The organism is Paralteromonas sediminis, assembly GCF_003820355.1.
Classification (GTDB): domain Bacteria; phylum Pseudomonadota; class Gammaproteobacteria; order Enterobacterales; family Alteromonadaceae; genus Alteromonas_F; species Alteromonas_F sediminis.
On the sequence record NZ_RPOK01000002.1, the window covers coordinates 46186 to 62881 of the forward strand.

Here is a 16696-nt window from a genome sequence, read left to right on the forward strand (position 1 = left end):
TATTGTTCTATCACTAGAATGGTTGTGTTCGCAAGCAAATAACATTGGGTGAGTGAAAAATGAATGTAGAGATCAAACAATCAGGTAATGCAGCTGAGCAAGTATTGATAGATGAGAATGCGTTGTCGGTTAAGCCAGGCGAGTTGTTTTCAGTTGGAGAGGGTTTTGAAGCCTTGGCTTACCGTGCTAAGAATTTTTCAAAAGCGATGGACCCGCTGGTGATGGTCGACCACTATCGCATGACCAGCCCCACGTTTGGTCCTCACCCACACGCTGGCCTATCGGCTGTGTCTGTTATTTTTGAAGACAGTGAAGGGCCTTTTCACAACAGAGACTCATTGGGAAACGACTTCGACATTATGCCGGGCGATCTTTACTGGCTCAAGGCCGGATCTGGAGTGGTTCATGATGAGGCTCCGCGTGTGGGTTCAAATATCCATGGACTGCAGGTTTTTGTTAATTTACCTGCATCGCTAAGGCACAGCCAACCGGCATCGTTACACGTTAAAGCGCAAGATATGCCAGCAATAAATTGTGAAGGATGCCGAGTTCGTATTGTGCTAGGTGAAAGTAACGGTATTAATGGTCAGCAGTCACCCGCTTTGCCCATGACGATCCTCGATGGTCATATTGAGTCAAATACCTCATTTAGTCATCAGGTTAAGCCGGGTGAAAATGCTTGGATAAATACTATCAAAGGCGAGCTTATGGTAGTTGTCGGTGGCGAGGTAGTGCGGTTATTAACAGGTCAGGCTGTTGCTTTATCTAACATCAATAAAAAAATATTTTTAATCAACCCTAGTGCTGAAAGCACCCATTTCACACTATTTTCTGGTCAGCCAGTAAACGAACAATATATCCAAAAAGGCCCGTTTATTATGGGTTCTGAAGCAGAAATGTTGCAAGCAGAATCTGATTTTACCTCGGGTAAGTTTGGGCAACTGTGACAACACTTTACATTGAAATGATACTGAATATATGGAGAAGAAAATGAACATTTTAGCCTTTGCAGCCAGTAATAGTCGTAAATCGATTAATAAATCCCTGATTGCCTATGCCTCAACACTATTGGCACACCATACGGTTGAGGTATTAGATATTAATGATTATGAAATGCCGATTTATAGTAGTGATCTAGAAGAAGCACATGGGATCCCAAGCGCGGCGGGTCGATTCCTTGATAAGATAACGTCGGCAGACGCTTTATTGATTTCCTTTGCTGAGCATAACGGCAATTATACAGTTGCGTACAAGAACTTATTTGATTGGGCTTCGCGTAAAAATAGAGACGTATATCAAGGTAAGCCTACGATTATGTTATCAACATCCCCAGGCCCCGGGGGCGCAAGCAGTGTATTGAAGTTGGCCCGTGAATCTGCCCACTTTTTTGCTGGAAATGTCATCGGATCTTTGTCCGTCCCAAACTTTTATGACAATTTTGATAGTGAGACGGGCCGACTTGCAGACGAAGCATTGAACACTCAGTTGATGGGTGTTCTGGCCGCACTTCAGAGTCAGTAACAAGCATGCCCACTCAGAAATACTATTTTTTGACGTTTACCTTTATCATGTCGTTTTTTATGTCTGCGGTAATGTCATTGAGTATGCTGGTGTTAGCGTCAGCCAACCTGGCTGACGCTTTAGCAAACTGGCCAAAAGCTTGGGGGGTCACTATGTTGGTGGCTTTCCCGGTCAGTCTACTTGTGGTGCCGTGCACCCAAAAGATCGTGTCTAAAATTCTGTCGGCGTAGAGTACCCCGAAATATGTTGCGTTTTTACTTCGAAGCACTGCGCCTCTCTGTTAATACACAGAGAGTGCGTTTTTGCTATGGACGCAATATCGTTGTAGTCACTGAGTGAAATATTTGTCGCTGGGGTGCCGTTAATGTGTGTAACTACGTCACCCACCTTAATGCTCGTTTGACTCATAGGGAGGTTGGGAAACACAAACCTCACCACAAAATCACCACTTCTTATCTTACGTAACTCCAGACCTAACAGGTTGTAATCGGTAACAAAAGGCTTTTGAGGAATGAGATAAAAGGCTTCATTTTTGTAATCGATAACGGTTTTAAATTGATTCATTAATGCATTGCCTAAAATCCACCAGTCATCTTCATCATCACTAGGGATAAGGTTTACTTTGACATCTTCTATGTCGATGCCACCTAGAGAAAGCTGTGGTAGTGACACACGATCATGCTCAACTTTTCCGCTTAAGCCAAAGTCTGCAGCTACTACGCGGGCAGAGGGCAGCGCAATATTATTAGAAGCAGGGTAAGCGGCACTGAGTTTGACATAATGGCGGCTTCCGGTATCGATAATGAAAGATTCTTCAACAGTGACTTCGTCACTAAACGACAGCGTACCGTTAACCGAAATCTTGTTCATAAAACTGTCCATGGGTAGCTTGTGTGCATTTTCCTCTGCCGTATAGGTGTTTGCAGACAGATGAATCGTGCCAGCATTAGCGTCAAACTCCCAGGTAAAGTGACGCATCATATCGTGGCCGATCACGCCATCATAAATCGCTTCGTCTTCGCGTAAGTAATATTTGGTTTGGGATACCGGTATGAGCGCTGCTTTCATGCCGTCAAAGTAAACGCCCCCTAAATCAATTCGACTGATATCAGTTTGGTAAGCTTGGCTTTTTCCTTCCTCACCCCAACCACTTAGCGCTAAGTCAAAGCCGCGGCTCAGGTTCATTTTTTTGACTTTAGGGGTGTCCATCAGAATTAAGAAGCGGGCACCTGTATCTAGTAAAAAGAGCAGCTTTTCCCCATTAACGGTGGCATATACATATGGCTTCTCTCCCTCGTAGAGGGCTTCAAGGTTGATGCGTGTACTGTCTACAAATACAGGCTCCACATTAGAGTTGATTTGCATCATGCGCAACGAATTGGCAACACTGCAACCATTGAGGATGATAAGTATAAAACAAGCACCAATAAGTTTGATAATAGGGGATGTAAACATAGTAAGTTTGGCTTCTTTAAATTGCGATAATAGCAAGTTAGCAACACCGGTGTGAAAACCCTGTGAAATGTGGTGAATGAATCTTGCTGGCCTAACTAAGAAAATGATTTAGCGCATGGGTAAGCCGGACCGTAAATCTAAAGGCATTAATTTCTTAGTCGTTCATGCCGTTATTGATGTTTAAGCGATGAAAAAAGGTGTCAATTGCAGCAAGATTATGCTGATTCTTCTCGACAAACGCTTCTAGGTGGGATTGATACTTTTTCCACTTATCAGCATTTGGTGGCGAAACGGTTGTTCGCGACAAGGGCAGGCTAGTGGGAAGTTGACTCGGTAAGTCAATGTCACAGAAGTTGGCGAGACGACTAAGTGTATGTGAAGGATTGCTGGTCAGTTGTTGGTAGCTCACACTAGTCAGATTTTCTGATGGAATATCGCTAAGGTTCTCAACTATTGACTGATTGGCCGCAAGCCACTGAAAGGCAGCAATATCAATGATTGACTGACCTTTCATCGTTCGCCATCTTCGTGGCAACAAAAAACACCAGGAGTCACGATCAAAGTCGGGCAAGTTGCGATAGGTAACAAATTGCCCTGTGCGCTTTCCTCGTTCCCAGGCTTCTGCAATACTTGCAATATTTTGTTTCGCTTCTCGATATAAAAATATAAATTTTGCATCGGGAAAAACGCGACGGATAAAAGGGACGGCAATAGCGTTTCTAGGTGTTTTTTCGATCAATTTTATGTGTTCAGGACGACGCTCTGGAGGCAAAGATACAAAAGGTTCACCCTGACTATTTCTGGCCAAGTAAAGTAAGCTCGCTCTAAACAAATTTGCGGTTTTTGGGTCGGCATGAGACGCATCTAAACTCCCTGAGTCACAATGCGTGTTTTCAAAACGTAAGTGCGGCAAGCTTGCATAGACAATATGGCTCTCACCACCGATACTCCACAAGCCTTTCAGTTTTTGCATTTGCTCAAAAAGTAGGTTACTCCCTGATCGCGGTGCAGACAAAATAATCACAGGCTGTTTTAGCTTATTGGCGACGCCTTGCGATGACAAAACACTATCCAAGTGTTGTGCGGATAGGTTGAGTTGCTGTGCAGGACTATTCATTGGTTGGCTATTGTATTGACGAATTTATTGGGTAGCATTCGCACGGTACACGCATCAAAGACGTGTCTTCACACAAAGTGGGGTTGCACATTTCCTCTTGGTGCTTGCTTAACGCACAACAGCAAGGTTCTCCCGGTATAACCCAATCAAAAATTAAATGAACCCGTTCACCACCGCTCTCATTTTTAACGGCGTGCTCTCGTCTATTGTTGATTTCTACGATTTCTCCCTCTTGCAAACAACGGGTTTCATCGCCTACCGTAAATTTAACCTGCGGGTTGGTAATAATGGGAATGTGGATGCGATGAGAGTGTGCTAACGAAAAGTTCTTGTCTTGATGAGGATCGATTTCGCCCTTTGGATTGAGTCTTACCAAGTTGGCTCGAATGCAATAACCTTGACCATACTTCTCGGCCATCGCTTTCCCTATTGATGTATTATCATAATGATCAGCAATCAAGCTCAAAATCGGAGAAATGGCCTGCCCAAACATTTGCAGTGCAGGGTGTTGCGTAGGGTTCATATGCCGAAAATCGAGATCGTAAACCAACCCGATAGACTGGGTGTCTTTGTGCACATTATAGCGCTCTTGTCTTGATTGATCGGCCACCCAATGTTGAGGGGTTAGTTGATTAACCAACGCTTTAATTTTTGAGACATCAGCCCGCCCTAAAAGCTTAAAATTTCCGTCAAAATTCAACCTGTTCTCCTTCAATACTTCTTCTGAACGCTTAGACACTCGCGCCACTATAACGACTAAAGAGAAAAGCGACAATAGTGGTAAATTGGCTTACTAGCATGATATTGCCGCGCAACAGTAAAGAAGATTACTTGTTGCTTTGATTGCCTAATACCGCACAACCCATTAGCATTAGGCAATGGTTGATTGGTTATGTTTAGGTGTAAAGATGAGCAGTGCTGCTCTGCGAAACGTATTTGCCACTTTGCTCTGGTTTGGGTACTTGTTTGTCATTTCATTTGCGCATAGCAACGAATCACTCATTGTGTATACCGAATTGTCTCCACCCTATCAAACCTATGATGGAAAGCGGGTCGGTGGTATCGCAACCGAGCGCGTCAGGGCACTGTTGGCACATGCAAACTTGAAGGCCACAATTGAGATGGTGCCTTGGGCAAGGGCAATGAAAAAAGTGCAAGAGTCCGACAATACATTGATTTTTTCGGTTGGTCGTATCCCTGAGCGTGAAGATCAGTTTCATTGGATTGCGCCGGTTGCACGATATGAAATGAGCTTTGTGGCGTTAACCAAACGACACGACATTACACCAGAAAGGTTAATCGATTTGACGTCATACACCTTTGCGGTACAACGCAATGACATGAGTTATAAATGGTTAAAGAGGAAAGGATTAACAGAAAATAAACAGTTGCTCGTTTGTCCCGATATCGCCTGCTCGTGGCGGTATATCATGGCTGGGCACGTAGATTTAATGTTTGAAGACGCGAGTTTGATAGAACAAACCGCAGCTGATTTTGGTTATGATGCCAATCGTTTGAAAGTATTAAAACGCGTACCAGAATTGGCCGTTGATGCTTACTTAGTCGCGCCGAAAACCATGCACCTAGCCACGGTGGAAAAGCTGAAAAAGGCGGCAGAGAAAATTAAGTAGCTATTGTTCTGAACATAAGCGTTCAGACTAGCGAGAAGTGAATGTGTAAGGCACACTTACACAGAAAATCATTATTGGATTTGCTCAATGGCTGGTTTACATCAACATTTTAATCAACGGGAACAAGGTCGCTTCGAATTTCAATACCTCTTGAGTGCAGGTACTAAGCTAAAACGTACGCCCAATCTGAGTGAGACACAACAAGGTGACTTGGAAGATGCGATTCGGTTGGGCGCAAAGCAGCGAGCCACGACAATTATGATTCCGCGTTGTTCCTCTTTACTCTGTGATTATGTGGCAACACAGATAGAGGCGGCGCTTGATAACACTGTTTGCTTTATTGATGTACCTAAAATGGTGCGAGAGTACGATGGTTCGGCTGTCAACAAAACGGTTAGCCGATTGTATGCTGATGCTGAAACTAGGCATTGGATCCTGTTATTTAACGAAGCGGATGAATTGTTTGGTAAAAGAGCTGTGACAAAAAATAGCCACGAAAACTACCAAAAACAGGACATCAATTACCTACTAGCACGTGCAAACCAGCACTCTGGAATGTCTATTTTTTCTCTTGTTGATGCATTGCCGCCCAGCGTCTCACCAAAAAGGTTTAATTATTTGCTTTAACTTTCAGGTAGTAATCGCATTCTTTCGGCAGATATATGGCGATGCTGTCTCAGTATTGAATTAACATAAACGTACTACTCACTCCTCCTGCTGGTCGTATTTTTCCAATTTGTTGTAAAGCGTTTTTACAGTAATGCCGAGCTGGTCTGCGGTACGTTTTTTACTGCCTTTATTTTCTTCTAAAGTGTTAAGGATGGCTTCTCGTTCAATATCAGCGAGAGGGATCCCAGTTGGTACTGTATTTTCCTCGGTAATTTTTTCTGTCAGCGGAACAAAGGTTAGGTGTGTTTCTTCTATTACGTTATCCGCCATTACAAACGCACGCTCAACGGCGTGTTTAAGTTCCCTGACATTACCCGGCCAATCATGTTCAACAATACGGTTAAGTGCAGCCTGAGAAATAGACTTGTTGGTCTCCTCGACAGCGTTTCGGTAGGCCAAAAAATGCTCGGTAAGCCCAATAACATCATCACTACGTTCCCTTAGGGGAGGGACATGGACGGGTATTTGCGCGAGACGGTAGTACAGATCTTCTCTTAATATCCCGTCGGCAACCGCATCCGAAGGGTCTCGATTAGTGGCAGCAACAATGCGCACATCTGCATATTCGGCGGTATTACTTCCTACAGGCCTGAATTCGCCCAGTTCTAGCACACGCAATAATTTTACTTGATGCTCTATCGGCATTTCCGTTACTTCATCCAAAAACAAGGTGCCGCCTTTCGCTTGTTCAAACAAGCCTGTGTGATCTTTATGTGCACCGGTAAATGCGCCTTTTACGTGACCAAATAACTCGCTATCGATAAGTTCGGGGCTTATTGCACCGCAATTTAATGCAACAAAGGGGCCGTCAGCACGGACGCCCACATCGTGAAGTGTCTGTGCGATTAGCTCCTTTCCCGCACCACTTTCCCCCATCACAAGTACGTTGAGGTCTGAATTAGCGACCTTTCTCAAGGTCCTAAACAACTTCAGCATGCAGGAAGAAGAGCCAAGAATGTGACCAAACTGATTTAGGCTGCTGCTGTGTATCTTTTTTGTATTAGACTGAGCAGTCGCTCCATCTTCGTAAAAGTCGTCGACAAGTGTTTGTACGGTTTTAAACTCATAGGGGCTGCGCAAATGGTAGCCGGCACCCAACTTCATAAATTTGTCTAAGAACACATTAGGTTCACCGCGACTTAAGAAAATGAATTCAGTGTGCAAATGAAGCGATGCAGATTTAAGGGTATGTAAATCGTGCTCAGTAAAGTCATTGGCCTCGATTATGGCCATATCAGTTTGACTGTCTTTTACCTGTTCAACCCAAGGTTCAAACTCACTCGACTTAGCCAACAGGAACTTTCGTGCAATATCACTGCTTAAAATAGCGTGCTCTGTTTCTCTGTCATTAATGTGTAAGAACAGTTTAGGTCGTTGCATTCGCAACCTCTTGTTTTCATCGAATACCGTTTCTTACGCAATTTTTGTAAAAACAGAGCACTATGGCTTTTAGCGAGCGACAATCGACTACCCGTTAGCAAGCTGTCGCAATACGTAATGAAGGATCCCTTCATGTTCGTAATACTGCCATTCACTTTTAGTGTCTATTCGCACATTTACAGTGAATTCTACTTGGTCACCGTCTTGTTTCTTAGCTATCACTGTTACTGTGTCTGGATGATCTGCCAATGAAGGGATTGAGAAAGACTCCGAACCATCAAGACCAAGCGATTGTGCGCTATCACCGGGCTTGAATTCCAAAGGCACGACACCGAATCCAACCAAATTTGACCGGTGAATGCGCTCATAACTTTCTGCTATCACGGCTTTTACACCCAGCAGTCGTGTGCCTTTAGCGGCCCAGTCACGGGAAGAACCGGTACCATATTCTTTGCCGGCGATTACAACCAGTGGAACTTTGTTCTGCTGATACTGCATGGCTGCCTGATAAATGCTGGTGGTTTTCTGAGTTGGGAAATAGCGGGTAAAGCCGCCTTCGGTGTCTGGTACCAACTTATTCTGCAACCTGACATTACCAAATGTGCCGCGCATCATAACTTCGTGATTGCCCCGACGTGAACCCAAACTGTTAAAATCTGATGTCGCAACGCCAGCTTCAGTTAAATACTCACCCACTTCGCTGTCAGCTTTTATCGCGCCTGCCGGTGAAATGTGGTCTGTTGTAATGCTATCGCCTACTAATACCAGACACTGGGCATCGTTGATGGCCTCAATTTTTGGCGGCGTTGCCGGCATGTCTTCAAAAAAAGGTGGGTTTTTGACATAGGTTGAAGCCGGCCAGGTATAGGTTTCGCTGCTAGGTGCGGTGAGGGATTGCCACTTTTCAGAACCCTCAAATACGTGTTCGTAACTCTGCCTAAAGAGGTCAGACGATAAAACTCCTGCTACTACATCACCCACTTCTTTTTGGGATGGCCAAATATCTCGTAAGAAGACGGGGTCATTGTTTCGGTCATAACCTAGCGGCGAATTATAGATATCACATGTCATGCTTCCCGCTAACGAATACGCCACCACAAGAGGTGGCGAAGCGAGATAATTAGCGCGTACTTCCTGATGAATACGGCCTTCGAAATTGCGATTACCAGAGAGGACCGACGCCACTGTAAGGTTGCCCTCCTGTATTGCCGTTTCTATTGGCTCAGGTAAGGGGCCCGAATTCCCTATACAGGTTGTACAACCAAAACCCACTAATTCAAAGCCCAGTGCATTGAGCGCATCCATTACCCCAGCTTTTTCAAGATAGGCAGGCACGACCTGTGATCCCGGTGCTAATGATGTCTTAACCCAGGGTTTTGGTGTCAAGCCTTTTGCCAATGCCTTCTGGGCGAGTAATCCCGCTGCCACCATCACTTCCGGATTGGACGTGTTTGTACAGGAGGTGATTGCGGCTATGACAATGTCGCCATGTTTAAGGTGAAACTCTTTGCCTTTATAGTTGACAGCGATGGCGTCATCTTTTGGCGGGGTGCCTATTGCACCAGCACCACCATCTTCATCGAACACTGACAGCTCGGGGTCCTTAATCTCAATGCCCTGCAATTGCATATGCTCAATAAATGCATTGTGAGTGTCCGACAGTGAAATTCTGTCTTGAGGGCGCTTAGGGCCTGCAATACTAGGTTCAACATCGGCCAAATCTAAGGTTAATGTATCACTATACTGGGCATCTTCTTCACCCTTAACTCGCCACAGGCCTTGCGCTTTGGCGTAACGTTCAACCAACTGGCAATGTTGATCGGAGCGCCCGGTTAATTTTAGGTACTTAATGGTTTCTTCATCTATAGGGAAGATGCCGCAGGTCGCGCCATATTCAGGTGCCATATTGGCAATAGTGGCACGATCGGCCAGCGGGAGGTCACTAAGCCCATCGCCAAAAAACTCCACGAATTTACCGACAACCCCTTTTTTGCGAAGCATATCAGTCACGGTTAGCACTAAATCGGTTGCTGTGGCGCCTTCGGGCAATTTGCCGACAAGTTTAAATCCAACCACCTGTGGGATAAGCATACTAATGGGCTGACCAAGCATGGCGGCTTCGGCTTCTATACCGCCTACACCCCAACCTAATACACCTAGGCCATTTATCATCGTTGTGTGTGAATCTGTACCCACTAAGGTGTCAGGATAAAGTGCAGAGCGTTGATTGTCGTCAGACTGCATAACTACACTGGCCAGATACTCCAGGTTGACTTGATGCACAATACCCGTGCCCGGTGGAACCACTCGAAAGTTATTAAATGCCTGTTGACCCCAACGCAAGAATCGGTAGCGTTCTTCATTCCTGCTGAATTCCAGTTCAATATTTTTTTGCAGTGCTTGCTCGTCACCAAAGTGGTCGACCATAACGGAGTGATCGATAACAAGATCCACAGGCACTTGAGGATTAATCGACTCAGCGCTGCCGCCCAGAGAAACCACAGCGTCGCGCATGGCTGCTAAGTCGACAATTGCAGGCACACCGGTGAAATCCTGCAACACAACACGTCCCGGTGTAAATGCAATTTGTTGTGAAGGTTCCGCAGAAGCTTGCCAGTTAATCAGCGCGTGAATATCGTCGACTGAAACATGCAAACCATCTTCGTTGCGCAGTACATTTTCCAATAAGACTTTTAGAGCAAAAGGCAATTTACTGACCTTTTGTGTCTCTGCCAGCTTGTTAAGCGCAAATATTTGGTAGTTTTTGTCGTTGCAAGAAAACTGGCTTTTGGTTTTTAACGAGTCAATACTCATATATGCTCCCATTGCTTATTTTTGATGAACGCACATTTATTGCGGCTACGCTGCATTCGGTAAGTTGGAAAATACAGTCAGAGAAGCCGGGTGGCTTTCAATGCGCAGTGACTGTGCTGTGCTAACTTCGCCGTCGACCACATAATCAAACTCACGATCTGATTGAACATGTATCGTTTTACACTGTTTGAATTGAACAGCATTGTCGAGTTTTTCATTAAATACGCCATTGGCGGTAAATGTTGCCAGCGTGGTGAGAAAATGGGTGCTGTCCTTGCCTTCAATCCAGTTTACGTCCAGTAATCCATCCTGAATATCTGGGTTGCCTCCTCCTTGTGCCAAGAGCGTAGTGAAGGGGGCGGCATTGGCAATCACAAGACTCTGTGTTTGTATGTCTACTTTTTCGTTGTCGTCTAGGACGATATGAAATGATGCGGCCGGAGAATCAATTAGGGATTCAAAGAAATATTGAATGTATGCCCATTGGCCTTTTTCATTCTTTTCTTCTCTGTCTGATTTTTTGATCATATTGGCTTCAATACCAAGTGCACACAGAAGCAACACGCGCGTGCCATTGCAGGTGGCCGTGTCTATTTTGCAGGTTTGACCGTTTATAATCACATCCAGCGCGCTATCGACAGGTGTTAATTTACTTGATGTACCCAAGAGCACCATGCTCAGGGCGTTAGCAGTTCCTAAGGGAATGATGCCCAAAGTGCAACGGGTATCTGCCACTGCATGCGCGACTTCAGCCAGTGTGCCATCTCCACCACAGGCTATGATCGTTTGATAGCCTTGACTCAGTCCTTCTTCAGCCAGTTGCTGTGCAGAGACATCCGGGGTGGTTTCCTTAATGTTTAATAAGTATTCAGTCGCCAACCGTGCCTTGATGTACTGCTTCTCTGCGGGCCATTTTCCACCCCCCGACACCGGATTGGCGATAATAAGCGAGCTCGGTAGATGGAAGAAGTCTTTATCATTTCGCATTGCCGTCAATGCCCGATATTGCGCGGTATTTAATCTGGCAGTTTCCCGAATGGTACTAATGCTTTTCATTGCATCAGGAAGTGTCAACGTTTCATCCTGAGAGAGTAAATAGGCTGCTGTTACTAATACAGAGCGGCCCCGTCCTAACGCACAGTGTATGACGACTTTTCCGTTGTCTAATATCTGATTATGCAGCCACGTTATTGCCCGTTTTAGATCTTTGCTATTTGGGCTAGTGTGGTCGAGAACGGGAATGTTTAAGTAGCGCAGCTCGTTATCTTCAGAACTCCAGTCTAGTCCGTCAAATTCTGCGGTAACGTCAAGAATACCGGTTACGCCTTTGTCTCTGAGCTCTTGAATGTCGGAGGGGAACAAACGGCAAGCAAGGAAAACGTGCTCATTAATCTGTTGAACGGGCGGCACCTTGTCTAATCTTCGAGCAAAGAAATTGTAGATCGATGCGCCCACTAAGAATGGCCAAAACAACCACCGAATATAGGCTGGGATGGCACCGTTTCCTTTTTTGCGGAAAATGGAGGGCTTGTTCGCCACATAGGCATACGAGACAGTGAACAGGGAGGCTGCAATCCAAATTAGCACCAAATTAAGCAAGAGTAGGGTGGGTCGAATGAATATAAGTGTACTAAAAATGACCACCGCAATGCCTATATAGTACTTTACGATCTTCACGCTTCCTCCTGGTTAGCCCGAGCTTTCTTCTATGAAAGTATTAACTGTAGTCGGGATGACTGCAAAAACCATGCACACAGGCAATTAAGTCGTGTCGTCAGAATAGTAAAACCGCTGAAGTGCTTGAGCTAACTACTCTATGGTGGTTTTAATCAGGCTTGGAGTATGGTGCAGCTTGCCATATCGATAAAATACTCGTACTGAAAAATGTTTCACTTTTCATGTAAAAATTATAAATGATGTTTGGGAACGCTCAGCCTGAGCGCAAAATGAAATTGGTTAAGCTTATAAATATCAGTAGGTTACCTTTTTATTGTAGATTTGGTACATAAATGGCTTTTATTCAATGTGTCTTATAACTAAGGAGCCTACAATGAAAATTTTTGAAGCCATTCGCAAAGATCATGAAAAGCAGCGATTATTGATGAAAATTCTTGTTGAAACATCCGGTGACACGCCAAGCAGACGAGAATATTTCGCCGAGCTAAAACAGCAGTTAAAAGATCACGCTGAAGCAGAGGAGAAGTTTTTCTATAGGCCACTGATAAAGGAAGATAGAACCATTGAGCAATCTCGTCACGGCATGCATGAGCACCACCAAATCGATGAGCTTGTTGAGCAGTTAGATGAGACTGAAATGAGCTCTCCTGCATGGCTGCACCATATGAAAAAGCTGCAGGATAAAGTGCTACACCACTTAGCTGAAGAGGAGCGGGAGGTATTTCAGCAAGCCGGCATTGTGTTGACCGAGGATGAGAAAACCAAGCTGGCAAAGTCTTACGAAGCTGAAATGGCGTAAAATGCAATTATCAGTTACTTATTAGCCAGCCTGATAGTGCGCATTTAGCTCACAGTTGTTAATAATAATGGACATTTCTCTGTACAAGGACGTTTTATTGACGTATTGTCGTGCGGCTTTGGAAATTTAAAGCTCATCTTTTACTGCACTTTGCGATTCTCTTTCCTCTTTACTGTGTTTTAAGTCGAACTGATATAGTCATTTGCTCTAACTGTACGTGTCTTTCGTGGTGTATCTAAGGCTAAAACGGTGCACAGGCACCCGCATATATAACAATAATGGGTAGAGTTACCCAAGAGGTTCAACAATGACGCATATAGTGAATGGCCAGCATATTAGTGCAATGCCACCAATAACAACCATATCGGTAAATAAATTCAATGTCGCTTTTACTGACGAAAAAGGGGCCAAAGTAGTTAGCTTTACAAATGTTGCTGATAAAAAGCAGTTTGTACGTTGGCTAATTTCTATTTGAAGGTAAGGTTAGCTGCATACGCAGAGGCACATTATTTCTTTTCATAGCTGCTTTGTATAACCCGCTTTTTAACCCTAAATGGATTGCTGAATTGACAACATCAAGGGCTTGCAAACTGCTCTTGAATTCTTTGCTAAAAGCAATGTGCACAGAGCGTCGTTCAATCATATTCGGGTCAAATGCGATTGCATTTTTATAGTTGTTTAATTCCGTGTCTAGTAGAAACAGACCGTAGCTTTCAGACATGATGAGACGGTCAATTTTGTTGAGAAACAATAGCCGAAGGCCTTCTTGTGCGGTGGCCACCTCAAGCAGTTCCTTTGGGTGATACTTGGCCAGTATTCTGTCGTGATCACCCACTCTGACGCTGGCGATAAGATCTTTATTTTCGGCGCGGTTGATATGATAAAAGCCGCCAAACACCCCATAGCCAAGCGGTTGGGAGAAAACAGCCCAGTTATCCCTGCCTTCCAAATTGGCAGCGAGGAAAAGACCATCAGCTTGCGCTTGTTGGACATACAGCTTAGCTCTTGCCCAAGGCACAATGATGGGTGTTACTTCATAGTCCAATAATGACAAGCTTTCGGTAATAAATTCCCAGTTAGCCCTGTAAATTGGATAGTTAGCAGATACCATCTGGTTGTGATCATGCCCAACTGCCAGGGTGAGCTGTTTCGATGACGCCTCAGCATATAGCGTTAGCGATAACATTAGGAGCAAAGTACAAGACGCGAATCGCACAGCAGGTTTGTCCAAGTCAACAGAATATACAAGTTACTTGTAAAGATAGCATGCTGTTTCAGAATCTACCGTGTCGATTCGCATAAAGGTACAGTTAGAAATGATAGACGATATTGGCAGACACGCTTCGGCCCGGTGACGAAAAGCGCGCGAGGTTTTCTTCCACAGTGCGTCCTCTGACTTCACTCGCTTGCCAATATTGGCGGTCAGTAATATTGAATAAGCCAAGGTTCAATACAGCATGTTTGGTCAGGTCAATACGCGCCAGCATATCCAGTGTCATGTATCCCGGCGTTTCAAATAATTCTGGCGAGGCCGGATCTGAGTTGAACTGGCTATCATCCCGCTCAACGGCAGTCGCTACGACTTCTACAGACCATGGCTCTTCCTCGGAGCCATACCCAATCCCAAACACGAGTTGCGCAGGCAAAATTGACTCGATTTGCTGCCCGGTTTGTTTGTCTTCACTGTCCAGCCAGCTTGCACTGGCTTGCACTCGCCATCCGTCAAGTGCATCAAAGTGCGCACCTGGATAGTAGCTGATTTGCCCATCTATACCGCGTATTTCAACGTTCTCTCGGTTAGTTGCCTGAAACTGAATAAGCTGGGTTGCCGGATCAAAGCCCACCATGGTGCGTGACTCAATGAAGTTGTCATAGTCATTGAGATAGGCACTCACGCTCCAATCTGTACTGTCTGTGTTTGCGCGTATGCCTACTTCCCAGCTGTCAACACTCTCAGGTTCAAGATTAGGGTTGGGCAAGGAAGTATAGCCTCCTGCGAAATTGGTAAAGCCAATATTTACATCGTCAAAGGGGGGAATACGGAATCCTTGTGCAAATTGCAGCCAAACCGAGACGTTGTTTACGAGCTTATACACAGTGCCAAGTTTAGCCGACAGCTTACTGTCATCATATTGGGCAATGTCTACGCCAGGGTTAGCATTTTCAAACAAGGGATCAGAAAAGGGTGTCACGCTAAAGGTGTCATAACGCACACCAGGACTGACGCTCAATTTACCCTCCATAAACCGAATTTCATCCTGAATAAATAGCGACTTCTCAACCACTTCAGACACAGGGAAATCGCGTGCCGGAAACACAGAAAACTCGGGTAAAAGTGCACCTTCACGGGTCTTTGTGCTGCCGTTTCTAACGGCCTCGCTGTCGGTTTGTTGCCACTCCATACCATAGATAAGATAGTGCTGGCCCCAGCCAGAAAACTGTTTGTCTGCCTGCATAATCAGGCCTTTGTTATCCTGAGAGAATTCACTGCTTCGTTGCCTGTAAAGGTCTTCGGGGCTATCGGATTGACGAGTCGCCAAACCAAAGCGCACTTCCTTTGTGATTTGGGTATTATCAGTCGCTTGGACGAACATGCGCAAACTCGCTTTATCGAGCAATACGTGTTCACCTATGTACTGATAACTTAATTGAAGTCGTTGCCTTTCTCGCTCATCATCGCCTTCGCTTTCTTTTATCAAGACTCCACGTACACGTGTGTCAACACTGGACAATACTTGCGTCTCACTGTTCCCCTTCAGGGAATCAGCCTGAATTGTTAATCTGTGATGGTCTGAGGGCTGATAAATAAGTTTTGCCTGTAGTGCGCGACTGTCATTGTCTTGTGGGTCGGAAGACTGCCTGTTAGTCCCAGTGCTGTTGTCGCTGGTGAAATAGGAATGTGTCTCTTGGCTATTGCGTTGTGTGGCGCCTATTACCCATTGCCAATCACCTGCTACACCGGCAAATTGTCCATTTAGCAGCTTTTCATTGGCTGCCGAGTCATAACCCAGCTTAAGTTTTGCTGCTACAGTCTTGCCGTCTTGTAAATAATCAGAGGGGTCTTTGCTGGTAAAGGCCACCACACCACCAATGGCGTCACTTCCATACAGTGTGGATGCCGGACCTCGTATGATCTCCACCTGTTTAATGGTATCAATATCGATAAAGTCACGACGAGCAGATAAAAAGGGGCCAAAACTAAATTCATCTGCCATAGGCACGCCATCTAGAAGGATCAATACTCGGTCGCCATTGATACCCCTAATGTTGAAACCTGCCAGGCCATATCGTCCGTTACCCTCTACCGATACACCGGGTTCGTAACGCACGAGATCGCGAATGTTTCGTGCCGCGAGCTGGTCAATTTGCTTTTCGTTATAGGTAGAGACGGTTGCCGCAATTTCATTAATTTGTCGCGATGATCGAGTGGCATGCACCGTTATGGTTTCAAAGGTGCTTTCATCGTTGTCTAGGTTCTCTGCACTCTGTGCACTCTGAGGAGAGGTGAGGGCCATAGCTATTGCAAGAGTCAGAAGGGTGTTAGGGAACAAGCGTTGCATTTTTCGTTGCGTCTCCAAGTTTATTGTGAAAAAATAATGTAAACGATAATGATTCGTATGTGCAATAGGGGTT

The 16696-nt window shown here is 45.1% G+C and carries 14 protein-coding genes; 6 read left to right on the forward strand and 8 right to left on the reverse strand.

Annotation, left to right across the window (positions count from 1 at the left end):
* Nucleotides 1-59: 59 nt before the first annotated feature.
* From DRW07_RS05495 to DRW07_RS05505, 3 genes are read left to right on the forward strand one after another with little or no spacing between them, the layout of a single operon-like run.
* Entirely contained in the window at nt 60-947 is an 888-nt protein-coding gene (locus DRW07_RS05495) for a pirin family protein (RefSeq protein ID WP_240630516.1), read from the forward strand.
* A 43-nt stretch (nt 948-990) separates the two neighbouring features.
* Nucleotides 991-1521 (forward strand): NADPH-dependent FMN reductase, encoded by a 531-nt coding sequence (locus DRW07_RS05500; protein WP_124026904.1) that lies wholly within the window; start codon nt 991-993, stop codon nt 1519-1521.
* A 5-nt stretch (nt 1522-1526) separates the two neighbouring features.
* Nucleotides 1527-1751 (forward strand): DUF2798 domain-containing protein, encoded by a 225-nt coding sequence (locus DRW07_RS05505; protein WP_124026905.1) that lies wholly within the window; start codon nt 1527-1529, stop codon nt 1749-1751.
* Here DRW07_RS05505 and DRW07_RS05510 read toward each other — a convergent pair.
* The 3 genes from DRW07_RS05510 to DRW07_RS05520 all read right to left on the reverse strand — a co-directional run bounded on the left by DRW07_RS05510 (nt 1732) and on the right by DRW07_RS05520 (nt 4832).
* Nucleotides 1732-2976 carry an aspartyl protease family protein gene (locus tag DRW07_RS05510; protein ID WP_124026906.1) on the reverse strand — a complete coding sequence of 415 codons (1245 nt, stop codon included), beginning with the start codon at nt 2974-2976 and terminating at the stop codon, nt 1732-1734. The two genes, DRW07_RS05505 and DRW07_RS05510, sit on opposite strands and share 20 nt — an antisense overlap.
* 154 nt (nt 2977-3130) lie before the next feature.
* Nucleotides 3131-4093, reverse strand: coding sequence for a sulfotransferase family protein (locus DRW07_RS05515; protein ID WP_124026907.1), 963 nt, complete (start codon nt 4091-4093; stop codon nt 3131-3133).
* 7 nt (nt 4094-4100) lie between these two features.
* Complete coding sequence (locus DRW07_RS05520; protein WP_124026908.1) at nt 4101-4832, reverse strand: aspartyl/asparaginyl beta-hydroxylase domain-containing protein; 732 nt, start codon at nt 4830-4832, stop codon at nt 4101-4103.
* Between the two features lie 169 nt (nt 4833-5001).
* Between DRW07_RS05520 and DRW07_RS05525 the strand changes: the two genes are divergently transcribed.
* Together DRW07_RS05525 and DRW07_RS05530 are read left to right on the forward strand one after the other, a co-directional pair.
* Complete coding sequence (locus tag DRW07_RS05525) at nt 5002-5724, forward strand: substrate-binding periplasmic protein (protein WP_165870412.1); 723 nt, start codon at nt 5002-5004, stop codon at nt 5722-5724.
* Nucleotides 5725-5811: 87 nt separating this feature from the next.
* Nucleotides 5812-6351 (forward strand): ATP-binding protein, encoded by a 540-nt coding sequence (locus DRW07_RS05530; protein WP_124026910.1) that lies wholly within the window; start codon nt 5812-5814, stop codon nt 6349-6351.
* A gap of 78 nt (nt 6352-6429) precedes the next feature.
* On the opposite strand, the gene DRW07_RS05535 is transcribed toward DRW07_RS05530, so the two are convergent.
* The 3 genes from DRW07_RS05535 to DRW07_RS05545 all read right to left on the reverse strand — a co-directional run bounded on the left by DRW07_RS05535 (nt 6430) and on the right by DRW07_RS05545 (nt 12264).
* Nucleotides 6430-7773 (reverse strand): sigma-54 interaction domain-containing protein, encoded by a 1344-nt coding sequence (locus DRW07_RS05535; protein ID WP_124026911.1) that lies wholly within the window; start codon nt 7771-7773, stop codon nt 6430-6432.
* A gap of 87 nt (nt 7774-7860) precedes the next feature.
* A complete protein-coding gene (gene acnA, locus DRW07_RS05540; RefSeq protein ID WP_124026912.1) occupies nt 7861-10587 on the reverse strand; it encodes an aconitate hydratase AcnA in 2727 nt (908 codons plus the stop codon).
* 45 nt (nt 10588-10632) lie between these two features.
* Nucleotides 10633-12264, reverse strand: coding sequence for a diacylglycerol kinase family protein (locus DRW07_RS05545; protein WP_124026913.1), 1632 nt, complete (start codon nt 12262-12264; stop codon nt 10633-10635).
* 373 nt (nt 12265-12637) lie between these two features.
* Here DRW07_RS05545 and DRW07_RS05550 point away from each other — a divergent pair, with 373 nt between their 5' ends.
* On the forward strand, nt 12638-13063 hold the full coding sequence (locus DRW07_RS05550; protein WP_124026914.1) for a hemerythrin domain-containing protein: 426 nt from the start codon (nt 12638-12640) through the stop codon (nt 13061-13063).
* Between the two features lie 460 nt (nt 13064-13523).
* Here DRW07_RS05550 and DRW07_RS05555 read toward each other — a convergent pair whose 3' ends face one another.
* The gene (locus tag DRW07_RS05555) at nt 13524-14249 is read right to left on the reverse strand and encodes a type 2 periplasmic-binding domain-containing protein (RefSeq protein WP_165870413.1); all 726 of its coding nucleotides are present in this window, start codon (nt 14247-14249) and stop codon (nt 13524-13526) included.
* A 124-nt stretch (nt 14250-14373) separates the two neighbouring features.
* Entirely contained in the window at nt 14374-16623 is a 2250-nt protein-coding gene (locus DRW07_RS05560; protein ID WP_124026916.1) for a TonB-dependent hemoglobin/transferrin/lactoferrin family receptor, read from the reverse strand.
* Nucleotides 16624-16696 lie beyond the last annotated feature (73 nt).

Bases quoted from the DNA above. Each gene is read 5' to 3' on its own strand.
- DRW07_RS05550 (WP_124026914.1), top strand. From the start codon at position 12,638: ATGAAAATTTTTGAAGCCATTCGCAAAGATCATGAAAAGCAGCGATTA.
- DRW07_RS05560 (WP_124026916.1), bottom strand. From the start codon at position 16,623: ATGCAACGCTTGTTCCCTAACACCCTTCTGACTCTTGCAATAGCTATG.
- DRW07_RS05535 (WP_124026911.1), bottom strand. From the start codon at position 7,773: ATGCAACGACCTAAACTGTTCTTACACATTAATGACAGAGAAACAGAG.
- DRW07_RS05505 (WP_124026905.1), top strand. From the start codon at position 1,527: ATGCCCACTCAGAAATACTATTTTTTGACGTTTACCTTTATCATGTCG.
- DRW07_RS05525 (WP_165870412.1), top strand. From the start codon at position 5,002: ATGAGCAGTGCTGCTCTGCGAAACGTATTTGCCACTTTGCTCTGGTTT.
- DRW07_RS05555 (WP_165870413.1), bottom strand. From the start codon at position 14,249: ATGTTATCGCTAACGCTATATGCTGAGGCGTCATCGAAACAGCTCACC.
- DRW07_RS05530 (WP_124026910.1), top strand. From the start codon at position 5,812: ATGGCTGGTTTACATCAACATTTTAATCAACGGGAACAAGGTCGCTTC.
- DRW07_RS05510 (WP_124026906.1), bottom strand. From the start codon at position 2,976: ATGTTTACATCCCCTATTATCAAACTTATTGGTGCTTGTTTTATACTT.
- acnA (WP_124026912.1), bottom strand. From the start codon at position 10,587: ATGAGTATTGACTCGTTAAAAACCAAAAGCCAGTTTTCTTGCAACGAC.
- DRW07_RS05495 (WP_240630516.1), top strand. From the start codon at position 60: ATGAATGTAGAGATCAAACAATCAGGTAATGCAGCTGAGCAAGTATTG.
- DRW07_RS05500 (WP_124026904.1), top strand. From the start codon at position 991: ATGAACATTTTAGCCTTTGCAGCCAGTAATAGTCGTAAATCGATTAAT.
- DRW07_RS05515 (WP_124026907.1), bottom strand. From the start codon at position 4,093: ATGAATAGTCCTGCACAGCAACTCAACCTATCCGCACAACACTTGGAT.